We start from the raw sequence: 16528 nt of genomic DNA on the forward strand, positions 1-16528 counted from the left end.
TTAGTCCACATCAAACCGATACAATATATCTAAGGTATCATAAAGCCCGCTGGTTACCTCTATATATAGTTTTTGCAGTATTTGGTAGCGCACAGCCACTTCACTGATAGACTCGAATACACCAACACTGTATTTTACTTGGATCCCCGGCGCGATATAGCCAGCAATTTCAACCTTAGTATCATCACCACTGCCTTTTGAGTTTAAAGTTATATCGCTGAGACCAAATGTTTCCCCTACTCGCGATACAAACCCCTCACTGCGATTGAGACCTTGGGCTAGAAGAATCTGCGTTAGCATGGCATCAGTGTTCGTATCACCATCACCAAGCGGCTGCCCGTTAAGCACGTAAGAAAGCGCTTGTGAGCGATCCATGGCCGGCTCCGAGAACACGTTTAATTTCGGCTGTTCAACATTTCCGATTAACTCGATACCCGCTATCACCCCGTTGGCGGTGGTGTCTGGATTACGGATCGCGCGCACATTTAAGTAAGGTTTATCAAGCGCACCACTGAACCCAATTTGCCCGGTACGGATCACTAAATCTTGTCCAAATGCACGGTACTTACCATCCACCAGTTTTAACTCGCCACTTGCCAATGGCGGACTTTCATTACTCGCGGTTAGATTCAAGTCGCCCATGATGTAGGACTTCAGGCCAAACGAGTCTATATACACATCGTCATGTACACCCACATCTAACTGCACTTGATAAGCGAAAGGCGCACTTTGCTGCTTTTGTGGTGCGTCCACAATGATTTCATCATCACTGACCTGTACCGCTCCTTTAGGTAACTCTTTGATTTTGATACGTCCGTAAGGAACATCAACACGACCATCAACTTGCACACTTTGGGCGCTAATATCTATGGTTAAATCCGGAGAAATCGCGACATTGACCCCTTGCTGCGGTACCACCATAAAGCGCTCGCCCGAGAGCGAAATGGTAAGTGCCGGATTATCACTGAGCCACACACCTGAGCCGTCAATAACAAGCTTGCCGCCATCGGGCGTGAGTAATTCCCCCTCCAAGGTCATACTCTCACCATCGAGTTCAGCTTCGAGGCGAGAATTAGCAAGTGCTACCGGCAGTGCGTCTCCTTCAATTGCCAATTCATGCACCTTGAGCTCACCATTGAGGTAGGGCTGCGCTAACGCGCCGCTGAGAGTTAGGTTAGCACTTAACTTGCCCGCTAACTTTCTCACATCAGGCACAAAGTGAGCGAACTTACTGATGTCGGTATCTGTTAGGTGCACCTCTCCAGAGAGTAGTTGCGCTTGAGTGATATCCTCTACGGCTAAATCAGCGTCAATACTGCCAACCACTGAGGATTCTATGTTTAGCTTAGCATTGGCATTTTTTGCATCACTGCTTAGCTTTATCATTAAGGTTTCCACAGGCAATCGCTGCAACTGCCCTTGGTTTCTATACAACCCTTGTAATTGCTGAGTATGAAACTGAGCATCAATCTGCATTGCTTGGTTTTCTTGCCATGCCAACTGCGCATGTCCTTGCGCTTGCCCCTCTACACCCAGGTTGGGTCCCAGCAAAGTGGTAAGAGACTGTAAGTGAAAGTAGTCAAGCTTAGCGTTGACGTGTCCCTGCTTGGCGCTGATATCACTGGGCTCTATGCACAAGTGCATGGCATTGCCCTGCAAACAAAAGGGCTTAGTGCGCACGCTCTGCTGGGCCAGATCAATGTCCAACTGGGTACTTTGCTCCAGTGCAACCTGATACTCGTCGCCGCGCAATTCCAACTCGGTAATTGCCAAGCTCAATTGCTGCTGTTGCAGTTCAGACTGAAACGCCAACTGCGCTTGTCCTTGAGCTAACCCAGCACGAATATAGTTTTGTTGGTGATGTTGTGAGCCCTGAGACTGTACTTGAATGCCCTTGATAACTTGGCCATCAAGGCTAACGTTAGCTACTTCTGCATCTAGGTCATATTCTAAGTCGGCTTGTTGATATTGCCCTGTAATATCTAATGTTGCGTCGCTCACTCGCAATCCCTCACCTTGTAGAGTCGCTAGCTGCAATTGCAATTGCAGCTTAGGAGATAAACGTTGCCCTTCGATACTAAACTGAGCGTGTCCCTGCCCTGAATAACCTTGATAAAGTGGCGATGATGATGACAAGTTTAATTCGCCGGCTAGTTGCCACTGCTCATCAATGCGGCCATTGATAACCAATGTATTCTCGCCTTGGCGCACACTAAAAGCATGAATATCGCCACTGAGATCGCTATCAATATTCAGTTCGGCATTAAATGTGAGCGGTTGCTCGTTTATCGTGCCTGATAATGACGACGGTTTAAGCTCCACCAACCACTGCTGGGGTGATTCAACACTCACTCGGCCTTGTAACTGGCCCGATAGGTCGCTGCGTACGGTGTCTAATAAGTACTCACTGTGCAAGTTAGTTAGCTGCGCAGAAAAATCGGCGCTAACACCATCGCGCCAGGCTACCGATGTTGTTACCTCAACGTGGCTATCATTCGCTCGCAATTGTAACGGCGCAGCGTTGATACCGGTAAGGCTTCCTTGAGCCTGTAAAGAAGTGCTCACTTGTGGGTATGCTGCTAGCTGTGTCAATGCATCGACATCTAAGCGGTAGTTATCTAAAGTACCCGATGCCTTTATGTTAGTGCGTTCTATCTGTAACGGCTGGCCTTGCACCTCAAGCTGCCAAGGTGCGTGTGAAAACGCCAACTCAAAAGGCCAATTTTGCTGTCGTAATTGTGCCTGTGCGTCTAATTCGAAGGTATATTTGCCTTGATTACGCACCTGAACATTAAGTTCATCTAAACTGCCTGTGAATGAAAGCTCGCTGCGCTCGCCCAAGGCAGCTAATTGCAGCGACATTGTTAAAGGGTTGCCATCAGCAAAAGAGAATTGCCCCTGAGCTTGGGCCTCAAGTGTATCCCCTTCGTTTGTCGCGATATCAGCGGGTAATTGGTAAGCGGCTGATAGTTGTGAAACGCTCAACTGTTGTTGTTGCAGTGCCACAGCCACTTTTAAATCACTGATACGATGGCTTTGCTGCCCTTGAGTGATAATAATGTCAGCAACCTGTGCACTTTTAAGCTGCGCATTGATGCCCAAATCAAAAGCGATAGGCGGTAACGGTGGCAGCGCCTCAAGTGGTGCTGAGGAAGGCTGCTGCTCACTCTCAGGTAAAGTAAGTTCAAGCGAGCGCAGACGCAACGGCTGCACCTTAACGTCTCGTTGATGCGCCTTAAGCGCTGATTTAAAATCCCGTGCTGACACGCTAAGGCCCGCAGCATGGATGTTGGCTTGTCCTAAAAATAAACTTTTGATGGTGATAGTCGGCAATGATATTGGCTCACTGGCCGGCGGCTGTACATCAGTCGCTGCCGCCTTATCGTTTTGCTGATCAGCCACTTGCACCGTCAGCGACTCAGCCCCAACTTGGCGAAAGCACAGCCCAGCACAACCCAATAACTGCCAGTCAATACGCACAGCCTCAGCATCGATGCTTATCTGTTCGCTGGTAAAAGAGATATCAAATGGGTCATCATATAAAAACCGCCCCTCTTTGAGCGAAATGCGCAACCCATCAACGCTGTGATTGGCCACATAAGCAATGCCCTTGTTACCCACCTCTGTAAATAACAAACAAAACAAGGTGACTAAAATAATGCCCACAAGGCCGCCACACCATCGGAGAATACGCTTATATCCTTTGCTCATAATTCCGGCCCCACAGTAATGCTCAAACGAGTGGTGTTATTAGGTGTGGATAATGCCCATGCGTGATCAATACGGATGGGGCCCACTGGGGTTAAATAACGCACCCCGAAGCCGGTGCCAACCGACCATGATTCAGAGAAGTCATTGGTGGCGGTTCCGGCATCAACGAATAGCGCCGCCCGCCAATTCTCAGCAAACTGATAATTATACTCCAAGGTGCCGGTGGCTAGATATTTACCACCAATATTATAGCCATTGCGCTCAGGCGAGATAGACTCATATTTATAGCCGCGAATACTCTGATCGCCGCCGGCAAAGAAGCGCATAGAAACCGGCACGTCATTAATATCATCCACGTAAATAGCGCCCAGATTGACCCGGGTAAAAAACATATGGCGCTGCCAATAAGTGTTTAACCACGCATACTGTAGCTGTACCCTGACAATATCGGTGGTCGAAGCCAAGTGCTCAGTGCCCACTTCGGTGCTGATTAACCATTGCTCACCCCAAAACGGCGTGGTGCCTCCTTTACTTTGCTTGCGGGCAAAGCTCACTCCGGGTAGCAACATCTTAGTGCGCTGATGCTGCTCGCCAATGCGAAACTCTTCATACTCTCGGCGCAAAAATGCGGTGCGTATCCAATCTTCTCCCACTTTCCACTGCCTTTGCACTAAGCCAGTCAGTGTTTTCGAGAAGATATCCGTATCGACATTATCCTCGAGCTTGTAGCCGAGGCTAAAGCGCCAGATATCGTCATTAGGGTCGTCCACCGGCACGGTGTAGGCAAAACTGATGTCTTGCTGACGTTTGGAAATGTTCAGGTTACTCTCAAGATAGTGACCGTCTTCGGTGATCCAAGGACGAGACCATTTGAATCTGGCTTTGGGGCCTAAGTCCGTTGAGTAGCCGCCCCCCACTTCAAAGCTATCTTGTGGTTTATGCAAGACTTCCACACGAATCGGCACCTCGCCATTAGTCCGAGCGGGAATATCAGCATAAACGCGGACGCTGCTAAAGTAAGGCGTTTGCGATAACGCAAGATTGAATTCTGACACCTTAGTAGCACGGTAGGGCTGCCCGGTTTTAAAATGCGCCAGAGAATAAATATAGTTACTTGCTGGTGTATCAGAGCTGATGTTAATCGGCCCATAATCATAACGTGGGCCCGTTTGCACATGCAGCACCACCTCTGCACTGTGTTGAGAACGATTAATCGCCAACTTAGATTGTTGCCACTTGGCGTCAAAGTAGCCAAGCTCTAACAATTGCCTATCTATGGCTGATTTAGCACTATCATATTGGCCATGGTGTACAACCTGCCCTTGCTGCAGAGGTAAGCTATCAAGCACCGCCTGAAGCTGCTGATCGTCTTCTCCGGGACCACTAAATTGATAATCCAATCTAGCGATGCGCGTCGCTTTGCCAGGTATGATGTTCGCAATTACTTGCGCTTTGCCTTCGCTGCGCTCTAAGCTGAGTTCTACTTCGCTATGGTAATACCCCAGTGCGCGCATACTCGCTTTAACTTGTGCGCTTGCATAACGCTGTAATTGCCTGGAGGGGACCTCGCCTTTTAATTGCACTAAATAAAGCGCAACATTTTCTTCTAACTCTCCTGATAACCCGTTAATGCTGTAGCCAGTAATGGTTGTTGCTTGTTGCACAGCAGCATGTGCAGTGACAGCAGGCCATATTAAAATAGATAGAAGAATGAAAAAGCGGCAGAAAATCAAACGACTAGAACTCCATGATCTAAGAATACTGCAACAATGAATGGTCAGATCACTCATACGTCCCAGAGTGGGTCCATCAGTTTAACAAATGCCACTGACTTCGCGCACCCACTGAATAAATAAAATTTGCCTTCAAGGCTTTTTATTTCTTACAAGATAATAGACAATTTATCGATTCTTAAAAAAACGAGACAAGGTATGCAATTTCCCGACGACGACACCGGACACATGTTACAGCAAATACACGATGAAGGTGTGGACTTGACAGGCTTTCATACATTGGACTTCTTTATTCTATTTGAAAAGCAAGAACATGCTATTAGTTACCAAGAAGCACTGAAAAGTTCCGAACTAAGCGCCGATTCACAATTGGGAACTTGCCCTGACACTGGCGTATTTGAAGTCAAAGTAAGTATCAAAATGGTGCCGCAACATGATGTGATCATGGATACCGAAGCCTATTTGGAAAGTCTAGCTGATAAGCACAATGGTTATGGTGACGGCTGGGGGCTAATGGCTTAAAGCATTCCGCACAGGAGCATTTCACACGCCCTAATACAGGGCGTTTGCCTTTCTAAAAGCGCCCTCATAGTCAAAGAGTTTGTCACTCACCTGCCACCCATATCGTTTCGACTTTCGCGCCACCACAAAATCAGGCGCTTGCAGGCAGTGCTGATGGTCAGCCACCTGCTGAGCATCGTGCCAGGTTGTGACTCCGCTAACGGTGTGCCGCTTAGCGTAAAAGCGATTAAATCGAGCCACCACCTTGGCATTATTAAAGTCATAGCTCTCATCGACACTGGCCCCATCCTCATCAAAGTAGGTAACTTTGAGTTTGCTTGGCTGAGTAATTTGACAACTTAAGCCACTACAGCGCAGTACCATGGCTTCTTTTAAATTAAGTGCTTTTCGCAGTTTATCATCTGGGTCAACCAGCTGATGTTGGCAGGCGCTGCATTCGCGTGCAGCAATGTCATTTTCGCTGCCGCACTGTGGGCATTCTTTAAATTTAAAACGATAGTCACACTGCTGCGTTTGCTCACCATCATCAAGCAGCCCCTGGCAGCGCCGACCATGATGCTCAATAACTTGACCACTGGCATCCGTTTTTCCCCAAAAAATATTGGCAAACCCGCACCCAGGGCATACAACTTGAACGGGTTCACTTAATGGGTCTGGGCGCTTCGCTCCCACTTCTGGATAAAATAAATCAAAGCCATTGGCAGCATAATCGATCACGAGGCAGTCTTTTTTCCCTTCGCACAAACGCAGGCCTCGACCCACAATTTGCTGATATAAGCCAACCGACTCTGTGGGCCTTAAAATGGCGATGAAATCCACATGTGGAGCATCGAAGCCCGTGGTTAATACCGATACATTAACAAGGTATTTTAGCTCTTTGCGTTTAAACCTAAGGATAATTTCATCACGCTCAGCCGCCGGTGTCTGACCAGTTATAACCGCTACTGACTCACTACTCAAATAATCAGCTATTTCATAAGCATGTTTGACTGTAGCAGCAAATATCATCACCCCTTGTCGAGCATCTGCTTGCGCTTGAATATCACTGACAATACTTTTTGTTGCCCGGGTACTCGATTGCAATAGTGTATTCATATCGCCCTCACTGGGTATACCTGAGGGGCCGGATGCCAGTGAATTAAAGTCATAATTTTGCACTGCAGCATCAACGCAATTCGGCGGGGTTAAATAGCCTTTATTGATTAAATAACGCAGCGGTAATTCATATATACACTCGCTAAATGGCGCATCTGCCGAGCCACGTACAAAGCCATGATAGTGGCGGTGATATATCCATCCTGATGTTAAGCGATATGGGGTCGCGGTTAGGCCTAACACTTTCAATCTGCTATTTGCTTTTTTTAAATGCTGAATAAGCTGTGAATACTGACTGCTTTCATCGTCACTAATACGGTGACACTCATCGACTATAATAAGTGAGTATTGCCTTTTTAGCTTATCTCTACTTTTAGCGAGAGATTGAATACTGGCAAAGGTGACTTGCTGGTTTAATTCTTTCTCGTTAAGACCTGCAGAAAAGATCCCCGGTGTTAATCCCAATGCTTTATATTTTTCGGCATTTTGCTGTACTAATTCTTTAACATGAGTCAGCACCAAAATGGGGAATCGCGCAAGGCGCGCAAGCTCAGCAATAACTACACTTTTGCCACTTCCAGTGGGAAGCACAATCACGGCTGCACTATCTGAGCGGCGAAAGTGGGCTAAGGTGCTATCAACGGCTTTTTGTTGGTAATCTCTGAGTGTAAACACAACTAACACCCAAGTAAGTAAAAGGCCCGAAGCCGGGCCTTGGAGGTTATTATTTTGCGAGGTATTTAGTTAGGTCAACATCCTGGAATGCTTTAGGACGTTTACCACGGCCTGACCATTCAACTACTTTTCCTTCAAACTCGCGACGATACTTAGGTTCAACCTTAGTTCGCTTGTCCTGTTTCGAGTCAACAATATCATCCACACTGAGCCCTTTTTCCTTCATCAGTTCGAGAACTTCCTGTTTCGCTTTTTCCTGCTGTTGCTGACTTTCGAGCGCAGTATTCAGAATATTAATTGCTTTCTCTAACTCATTCATCGATGCCGTTTTGGCAAAGGCTCTGATCTCTCTCACTATGGTCTCTTTTAATTGTTGAACATGGAGATTAAATAATAATTGAAGATTGATAATATATCAAAAATAAAAAGGCACTATACGCTGGGAAGGCTTATTTTAAATTAATATGACAAAGAAGGTGTAATTTGAGAGGGGAAAAGTGAAGCCGAGTCGACTTCACCAATTACTCGCTCACAGGCGTGAGCAAATAAGCATTAAACGGGTGTTACATTTTCCGCTTCTGGTCCCTTTTGGCCTTGTTTGATGCCGAAAGTTACCTGCTGGCCTTCGTTAAGAGTACGAAAACCGTTACCGTTAATGGCACTGAAGTGAACAAACACGTCTGGACCATTTTCTTGTTCGATAAAGCCAAAGCCTTTTGCTTCGTTGAAAAACTTTACTTTACCTTGTGCTTCTGCTGACATACTTAGTTTTCCTGTAAGTCAATTTGTATCAATCGCCTAAAATTAGGCACTATCCTCCCTGAGCCAGTGTCGCCGCCGATGGGTCAGGTACAGTACTAAGGGCACACTAGCTAAATAGTCACTCTTACAGCATTGGCCGCACAAAACCGTCACATTACACGCCTTAACTCAAGGCAAGTTAAAGACTACCACAGAAAAATATAATTAGCTTTAAATAAATTCGAATTTTCTCTTTACCGGGAACTAACTGTTGCGATAAAAAACTAACAGACTACGCAGTTCTCGCTTTCCAAGAACCTGTGTTATGTTATTCGTAGGACTTACACTTTGCCCAACTAAGGAGCATTCAATGAAAAACCTTCTGCTAGCCGGTTTGGTACTATTACTGGGCGCCTGTGCTTCGCACCCGGATTTTGACTACGACAAATCGGTCGATTTCTCGCAATATAAAACCTTCGCATGGATCCCCAATGCCAGCCTCACCAAAGGCACTAATAATTATCAAATTAGTGAGTTAATGGAACGCCGCGTGCAACAAGCGGTCAATGATGAGCTTCGCGCCAAGGGCATGGAACTGGTATCCCCTCAACAAGCAGATGTGTTAATTAATTACCATGCATCCGTTGATACCAAGGTCGATGTCGATACGTTTTCTACAGGTTACGGCGCTCGCTGGGACTATTGGGGCATAGGTTACAACGTGCAAACCACCACGCGTGAGTATGAGGTAGGTACGTTAGTCATCGATGTCGTTGATAGGTCTTCAAACCAGTTAGTGTGGCGGGCAGCTAAAGAGGGACGCCTGAAAAAGAATCAAACCCCGATTGAGCGCACCGAAGTGGTACGTGAATCAGTGGCAGATATTCTCAGCAACTTCCCTCCTCAAGCTCAGTAAAGCTCAAACAGAGGCGCTTTACGTGAGCGCCTCCAATTGGGTGATGCGCCACATTGCTTGGGCATCAGTGCGACCACACACATCCGTGGTGGCACTAAACTGACTGCATACAGCGGGCCGCGAAGGTTGGTTAAACAACTTACATAAGTTGTTAGTATCCAGTTGAACACAACGCTCTCCCGCTTTCTTGCCGTTCGGCATACCCGGAATGGCGCTGGAAATACTCGGTGCGATGCAGCAAGCGCCACACCCTAAACGGCAATCCATCTATCGCTCACCTCTTCATGATACAAATTCGCAGTATACCATAGCCCGCTTCGAGCCATGACCCTGTCTATGCAGAGCACAATATAAATGATATGTTATAACAAAATATTAATAACGAGAGAGGCTATGCAAGTAACACCGTCCCATGCCCCTGATGCGCCCCCCGTGCATCAGCCAAAAACAGCGAGAGCGTCAAGCAATGTTGATGTATTACCTTCAATTTACCAGCCAGCTCATAACATCGTCATTTGGAAGCGCACACTCGCAACAACGATACGCGGGCAAATCCAAACCCTTATTAAGGCGCAGCCAAATCTCGCATTGACTTCGACGGTGAGTGCAAAGTCAGTACTTCACACCTTGCAAAGTAACTTTGATAACCACCAAGATTATCAGGCCTTGTTCAGCGATATCTCCACATTAGTGGATATGTTCAGCTGTTTGCTTGACTGTGAACACGTTGGTTTACGGCTCAAAGTGCTTAGCCAAGCCATGTGCCCTCGGTTTCATGTTGACCGCGTGCCCGTGCGCTTAGTGACCACTTACCAAGGCCCGGGGTCGCAGTGGCTAGCCCACGCCGATGCAGACTACAGTAAGCTTGGCAGCGGCAATCAAGGGCTCAGTGACGAAAAGTCAGGGCTGTATCGCCATGCTGAGCATATTCATCAATTACAAGCAGGTGATGTGGCACTGCTCAAAGGACAACTTTGGCCTGACGGTGAGCACAGCGCATTGGTGCATCGCTCCCCCCCACAACATGATCAGCAACCGAGGCTATTACTGACTCTCGATGGCATTTTTTAGCCCTGTATAACTGCATTTAATAACCCCCACACCGACTAACCAAATGAGGAAAAAATGGGCCATTTACCTGATATTACTGCAGTGCAACCAGCAGATACCGCTTTAACGCTGAAATGGGTCGGGATGGGGCACATTGCCCTACCCATACACGTTCCAATTTCCAGCTCGCAGGTACAGCAAACTCATGCACAAGCGGATGTTTTTGTCAGCCTAGATAGTAAGCAGGCAAAAGGGATTCATATGTCACGGCTTTATCAAATACTGAACCAGCATTTGAGCAACAAAGCGATGACGCCCCATCGCTTAGAGCATCTGCTTCGCGAGCTTATCAGTTCACAGCAAGGGCTAAGCCACAGTGCCAAGCTGCAGCTGAGTTTTGACCTTATACTCGAGAAAAAAGCCTTAATCAGCGATAAGAGCGGGTACCAAGGCTACCCCGTGACGCTACATTGTGAATATCACAAAGGCCAGTTTACTATTGAGCTCGGCTTGTCTATTCCTTATTCCAGCACCTGCCCTTGCTCCGCTGCATTATCGCGCCAAGCTCTGAGCGACGTTATTGCCTGCAAGTTTACAGACGATGCCATCGACAAGAACACATTGCTCAACTGGCTAAGTAGCGAGCAAGGCTCTATCGCCACGCCGCACAGTCAGCGTTCATTCGCCTATATTCACATGCAGATGCAAGGTCATACCTTGGGCTATATCAGTGATCTTATCACCGAATTCGAGGCGGTCATTGCCACCGCCGTGCAAACCGCAGTGAAAAGAGAGGACGAGCAAGCCTTTGCCAAGCTCAATGCCGAAAACCTGCTGTTTTGTGAAGACGCCGCCCGGCGTATAAAACTGGCGTTGCAGCACAAACCCAGGCTACTCGGTTATTGGTTTAAGGTTGAACACCAAGAAAGTCTGCATGCCCATAACGCAGTCGTCGTTGACTATAAACGGATGTCAACGCTGGAATAAACAGCGTTGCATTAAAGTTGCCGCCTATTATTTGCGCCCTGCTGACACACAATTCATGCTTTGTTACATCTTCCACATACCTGTAAACATCATTCACGATAGTATTAAGCTGTCATCGAAATATACGGGAGCAACACTGTGGCTAGTAAAAAACAAATATTTTTGCCGCTAGGGGTATTGGCAGGCGCCATTGGGGTGTTTGTCGCCCTCAGCGCCATGAAGTCGCCGCCACCACAAAAAGCACAACAGGATATCGCCCCTCTGGTTGAAGTAACGCCAGTGGAATTAACGGATGTAACATTAAAAGTGCATTCGTATGGCGAGGTTATGGCGCAAGAGCAAACGGAGCTTGTGGCGCAAGTAAGCGGCCAGGTAGTCTCTGTTTCTGAGCAATTTGTAAAAGGGGGCTTTGTTGCCAAAGGCGATGAGCTGCTACGTATTGACCCGAATGATTATGAAGCGGCGCTCATTGAGGCGCAGGCAGGTCTAGCTCAAGCTCAATCAGCACTAGAAATTGAACAAGCACAGGCACATGTGGCTAAAGCTGAATGGCAGCGTATTAAAGACAATGCCAATGAGGTGATCCCCTCAGAGCTGTATTTACGCAAACCGCAACTGGCAGAAAAGCTCGCCAACTTTAGAGCTGCACAAGCGCAAGTGAAACGCGCCAAACGCAATTTAGAGCGCACCTCGATTCGTGCTCCCTTTGATGCCTTAGTAACAGCAAAAAATATTAGTTTAGGTAGTGTTGTCAGCCCAGGAAGTAAACTGGGTCAAGTCGATGCCACCGACATTGCCAAAGTGCGTTTACCGGTTGCCAATCACGATATGCAGTATCTTATCGACGGCGGCGTCGGCGCGAAAGTCAGTTTGCAAAGCGATATCGCCGGCAAAGCGGTGACTTGGCAAGGCACCATAGTACGTAATGAAGGCGTGGTTGATAAACGTTCACGCATGACCTATCTGGTCGCCTATGTAAACACCCCTTACCAACACAGCGTACCGCTGCGTTTTGGTGCTTACACCAATGCAACTATTACCGGTAAACAACTGCGAAATGCGGCAATAATCCCCAGCCACTTAATCAAAGAAAATCGCGTCGCACTGCTGAATAACGACAATACCCTAGAATTCAGTGCCCTTAATGTTATTCGCGAACAAGACGGTATGGCCTATGTTGACACCGGTTTGACTACTGGAGAGCAACTCATTACCTCAGCGCTTGAATACCCTACTGAGGGCATGGCGCTACGCTTAAATGATGAGCCCACCCAGAAGCCACACACGCAATTGGCACTGAAAGAGGACTAAGTGATGACGCAGCAAAGAGAAAAAGGCTTAATCGCTTGGTTTGCGCGTAATCCGGTGGCAGCCAACTTATTGATGGTATTCATCATTGTTGGCGGTATCCTTAGCGCCTTATCTATTCGCAAACAAATGTTCCCACAGTTTGAGAATAACTGGTTAAGTATTCAGGCGGTTTATCCCGGTGCCGCCCCTCAAGAGGTTGAAGAAGGGATCACCATCAAGGTTGAGGAATCTTTACAGGGTTTGGAGGGGATCAAACGTTTGATCACCTACTCTAATCGTGGCTACTCACAAAGCTGGATTGAGGTCGAAGAGTCTTACGACCCGCAAGAAGTGCTCGATGAAGTAAAAATGCAGGTCGATGCAATTTCCAGTTTCCCTGCGGAGATGGAGCGCCCTAATATTCGCCGGCAAAAGTTTACTCAGGAAGTCATGATTTTGGCTCTCTATGGCGATATGAGTAATTATCAGCTTAAGGAGCTCGGGAATAAGCTGCATGATGAAATGCTCAGTCTGCCGCTAGTGAACTTAGTCGACTTTAACTCCGGCTTGGATTACGAGATAAGTATTGAAGTCAGCCCCGATAAGCTGCGCGAATATGGCCTTACCTTCCGCGATATCGCCACGGCGGTGCGTAACTTCTCGGCCAATATGTCTGCCGGACAAATCCGCTCCGATAACGGTTACATTTCCATGCGCGTGGAAAAACAAGCCTATCGCGGTAATGAATTTGAGAAGCTGCCATTAATTACCCTTGAAGATGGCGCACAAGTCTTTTTGGGGGATGTGGCCACCATTCAAGACGGCTTTGAAGAAGGCCTACAATATTCGAAATACAATGGTAAAAACTCGCTGATGTTCGAGGTGGCGGCTTCCAAAGATCAAGATATCACCCGCGTTGCTGCGGTCATGGATGACTACCTCAAACGCAAAGAAACCGAATTACCCGCAGGTGTTAAATTAACGCCTATGGTCGATTTAACCTACTACCTCGAAGGTCGTCTCGATATGATGATCGAGAATATGATTTGGGGCGGTGTGTTAGTCATGCTGATGCTAGCCATGTTCCTACGCATTCGTTTGGCCTTTTGGGTGATGATGGGGTTACCGGTGTCCTTTCTCGGCGCTTTCCTGATGATGCCCGTGGGGCTAGACATCACCATTAACCTTGCCTCACTGTTCGCTTTTATTCTGGTTCTGGGGATCGTTGTAGACGATGCCATTGTGGTGGGCGAGTCGGCCCATGCGGAGATAGAAAAGCATGGCCAGAGTTTAGATAACGTCGTACGCGGCGTAAAACGCGTCGCGGTGCCCGCCACCTTTGGTGTGCTCACCACCGTGGCCGCTTTTTTACCGCAAACACTCGCTTCCGGCCCTGGCGCAGCATTCAGTAAGGCCATAGGCGGCGTTATTATCCTCTGCTTACTGTTCTCCTTGGTGGAATCAAAACTGATCCTTCCAGCACACTTGGCCGCGATGAAAAACCGCCCGGTTAACCCACGCAACCCGTTGCATCGCTTACGCAGTCGCTTTGATGCGGGCTTAAAGTACGTGATTGAATCACTATACCGCCCTGCGGTTACCTGGTGTATTCACTACCGTTACACCGTCATTGTGGGCTTTTTGGGTATTTTAATTGTCAGTGCGGGGCTATTCGCCGGTGGACTCATTAAGTTTATCGCCAACCCAAAAATCCCTCATGATTTCCCTGGCATTAATATCGAAATGAATCTCGCCAGTTCAGAGAGCGCAACCTTGGCAACGGCTCGCAAAATTGAACAAGTGGTGCTCGATGTTGAAAAACAAATTGAACAGCAATACGGCCAGCCCATGATCCGCGATATTTCTGTCAACATGCAAGGGCGCACTAACGCTCGCTTGATGATGGTATTGGTAGAGCCGCATTTGCGTCCTATGGATACCTTTGCGCTCAGTGCTCTGTGGCGTGAAAATATGCCGCCACTGCCGGGACTGAAATCAATGACCATCGACGATAGCATCATGAATGGCGGCGGTCGTGATGATGGCGATATCAGCTTCCGTTTAGAGGGTCGAGATAACGAACAATTGAAAGAAGTGGCCGCCAAACTCAAAGATAAACTTGCCACCATGGCCGGTGTAGGTGATATCAATGACTCCATGCAAAGTGCCACCGAAGAAGTACAGCTGGATTTAAAACCTATTGCCTACAGCTTAGGGCTGACCTTAGCCGATGTTGCATCGCAGGTGAACTTTAGCTTTTACGGTTTAGAGGCACAGCGCATTCTTCGCGATGGTGAAGAGTTAAAAGTGATGATCCGCTACCCCATTGAACAGCGAAATTCCATTAGTGAAATTAATGATGTGCGCATTATCACGCCTGCTGGCGCTGAAGTGCCACTGGCAGAAGTCGCCGAGGTGACGCTGGTCGACGGTGTTAACCGCATCCGTCGCGAAAATGCCAAGCGCACGGTTAACGTGTGGGCTGCGGTAGATCCCAATCAAGCTGAACCTTTTACCATTGCCCGAGAGATCCGTGATGAGTATCTGCCAGCCTTGTTGAAGAACTACCCCGGCGTACAAAGCAAGGTTGCTGGACGCGTGCAAGAGGAAATGGAAAGCGTTGCCGAGCAAATCCGCGATTTAGTGCTATCGCTGATGATTATCTTTGCATTATTGGCGATTCCTTTACGCTCTTACACCCAGCCCTTGTTGATCATGTCAGTGATCCCCTTTGGCGTGGTCGGCGCAGTTTATGGCCATGTATTTATGGGCATGACCATGAGTAGCCTGTCATTCTTTGGCATTATCGCCGTGGCCGGTGTGGTGGTTAACGACTCGCTGGTCATGGTGGACTTTGTCAATAAAGCGCGTGCCCAGGGCATCTCTATAAAAGATGCGGTGGTCGAAGCAGGTTGCAAGCGTTTTCGCGCTATTTTGCTTACCTCAATCACCACCTTTATCGGCCTTATCCCGATTATCACTGAAACCAGCTTGCAGGCACAAATTGTGATCCCTATGGCGGTTTCCTTGGCTTTCGGGGTGCTCTTTGCGACGGTGATCACCTTGGTACTCATTCCTTGCCAATATGTGGCGCTGGAAGATGCCAAGCGCCTGATGCGCAAATGGTTCTCTCGCCCTGAGCCAGGCACCGAAGTAAGTGATAAACCGGCTACACAACATAATTAAGCATTGTTACTAACCCAACCACAAAGCCCCACATCGCGGGGCTTTTTTTGTGAGCGAGTCATTTTTGAGAGGTTATAAGCTAATCGCTGCGGGCCAGTAATAACGGTTTTTACTTCAAGGCTGTTAAGAGCGAGAAGCAAACAGCTACTCTAAATCATTATTGGACAGAAACACGTTAGAGTATTTATTCGGTAACGCTCCAATATGGGGCGCACAAAAGCTCGGCTAAAATTAGCGAAGAATGAGCGCAAGCCTGCTGTTTTGCGTCCACGGTTTAATTAATTTGTTATACGTTTTTACTACTGATTATTTTACGACAGGCATTAGCCACATCGGAACGATAATATCGTATTGTTTCAGCTAGCTCCTCGTCTGCTTTTATAAGAAAATCAGCTGAGCAATTAGGGCGAACATGCTTTAAAGGCAAATGGTCTGTTTCTGACTCAATAACACCGAATACATGATATTCAGTGTCCCAACATTGCCCATATTTTTCGTTACCAATACGCCAAAGAGCAATTACGCCCGAATTCAGATAATAAGTGCACCACTCATGGTTAAGAGGTGACAGACGATCAACTGCCTGTTGGTGGTATTCTAATGTCGCCAAACAAAAAGAGTA

13 protein-coding genes are annotated in these 16528 nt (G+C 47.6%); 6 read left to right on the forward strand and 7 right to left on the reverse strand.

Annotated features, from left to right (window positions below; all coding sequences use genetic code 11):
* Entirely contained in the window at window positions 1-3711 is a 3711-nt protein-coding gene (locus MHM93_RS13400) for a translocation/assembly module TamB domain-containing protein (protein WP_239449420.1), read from the reverse strand.
* Complete coding sequence (locus MHM93_RS13405) at window positions 3708-5375, reverse strand: autotransporter assembly complex family protein (protein WP_239449421.1); 1668 nt, start codon at window positions 5373-5375, stop codon at window positions 3708-3710. Before MHM93_RS13405 ends, MHM93_RS13400 begins: the two co-directional genes overlap by 4 nt.
* Window positions 5376-5642: 267 nt before the next feature.
* Here MHM93_RS13405 and MHM93_RS13410 point away from each other — a divergent pair, with 267 nt between their 5' ends.
* Entirely contained in the window at window positions 5643-5966 is a 324-nt protein-coding gene (locus MHM93_RS13410; RefSeq protein ID WP_045980333.1) for a ribonuclease E inhibitor RraB, read from the forward strand.
* A 30-nt stretch (window positions 5967-5996) separates the two neighbouring features.
* On the opposite strand, the gene MHM93_RS13415 is transcribed toward MHM93_RS13410, so the two are convergent.
* The 3 genes from MHM93_RS13415 to MHM93_RS13425 all read right to left on the reverse strand — a co-directional run bounded on the left by MHM93_RS13415 (window position 5997) and on the right by MHM93_RS13425 (window position 8498).
* On the reverse strand, window positions 5997-7745 hold the full coding sequence (locus tag MHM93_RS13415) for a DEAD/DEAH box helicase (protein WP_239449422.1): 1749 nt from the start codon (window positions 7743-7745) through the stop codon (window positions 5997-5999).
* 40 nt (window positions 7746-7785) lie between these two features.
* On the reverse strand, window positions 7786-8091 hold the full coding sequence (locus tag MHM93_RS13420; RefSeq protein WP_022946197.1) for an H-NS family nucleoid-associated regulatory protein: 306 nt from the start codon (window positions 8089-8091) through the stop codon (window positions 7786-7788).
* 197 nt (window positions 8092-8288) lie between these two features.
* Window positions 8289-8498, reverse strand: a complete 210-nt coding sequence (locus MHM93_RS13425; RefSeq protein WP_022946196.1) for a cold-shock protein — start codon at window positions 8496-8498, stop codon at window positions 8289-8291.
* Window positions 8499-8847: 349 nt separating this feature from the next.
* Between MHM93_RS13425 and MHM93_RS13430 the strand changes: the two genes are divergently transcribed.
* Complete coding sequence (locus MHM93_RS13430) at window positions 8848-9393, forward strand: DUF4136 domain-containing protein (RefSeq protein WP_022946195.1); 546 nt, start codon at window positions 8848-8850, stop codon at window positions 9391-9393.
* Window positions 9394-9411: 18 nt separating this feature from the next.
* On the opposite strand, the gene MHM93_RS13435 is transcribed toward MHM93_RS13430, so the two are convergent.
* The gene (locus tag MHM93_RS13435) at window positions 9412-9660 is read right to left on the reverse strand and encodes a YkgJ family cysteine cluster protein (RefSeq protein WP_022946194.1); all 249 of its coding nucleotides are present in this window, start codon (window positions 9658-9660) and stop codon (window positions 9412-9414) included.
* Window positions 9661-9786: 126 nt separating this feature from the next.
* Between MHM93_RS13435 and MHM93_RS13440 the strand changes: the two genes are divergently transcribed.
* The 4 genes from MHM93_RS13440 to MHM93_RS13455 all read left to right on the forward strand — a co-directional run bounded on the left by MHM93_RS13440 (window position 9787) and on the right by MHM93_RS13455 (window position 15906).
* Window positions 9787-10464 (forward strand): DUF1826 domain-containing protein, encoded by a 678-nt coding sequence (locus MHM93_RS13440; RefSeq protein ID WP_239449423.1) that lies wholly within the window; start codon window positions 9787-9789, stop codon window positions 10462-10464.
* 54 nt (window positions 10465-10518) lie between these two features.
* On the forward strand, window positions 10519-11430 hold the full coding sequence (gene folE2, locus MHM93_RS13445; protein WP_239449424.1) for a GTP cyclohydrolase FolE2: 912 nt from the start codon (window positions 10519-10521) through the stop codon (window positions 11428-11430).
* Window positions 11431-11568: 138 nt separating this feature from the next.
* Window positions 11569-12741, forward strand: a complete 1173-nt coding sequence (locus MHM93_RS13450; protein WP_239449425.1) for an efflux RND transporter periplasmic adaptor subunit — start codon at window positions 11569-11571, stop codon at window positions 12739-12741.
* A gap of 3 nt (window positions 12742-12744) precedes the next feature.
* Complete coding sequence (locus MHM93_RS13455) at window positions 12745-15906, forward strand: efflux RND transporter permease subunit (protein WP_239449426.1); 3162 nt, start codon at window positions 12745-12747, stop codon at window positions 15904-15906.
* A 286-nt stretch (window positions 15907-16192) separates the two neighbouring features.
* On the opposite strand, the gene MHM93_RS13460 is transcribed toward MHM93_RS13455, so the two are convergent.
* Window positions 16193-16528, reverse strand: a 336-nt coding sequence (locus MHM93_RS13460) for a hypothetical protein (protein WP_343224171.1), incomplete at its 5' end; no start/stop codon positions are given.

The sequence above is a fragment of the Pseudoalteromonas sp. MM17-2 genome (assembly GCF_022347945.1).
Lineage (GTDB): Bacteria > Pseudomonadota > Gammaproteobacteria > Enterobacterales > Alteromonadaceae > Pseudoalteromonas > Pseudoalteromonas ruthenica.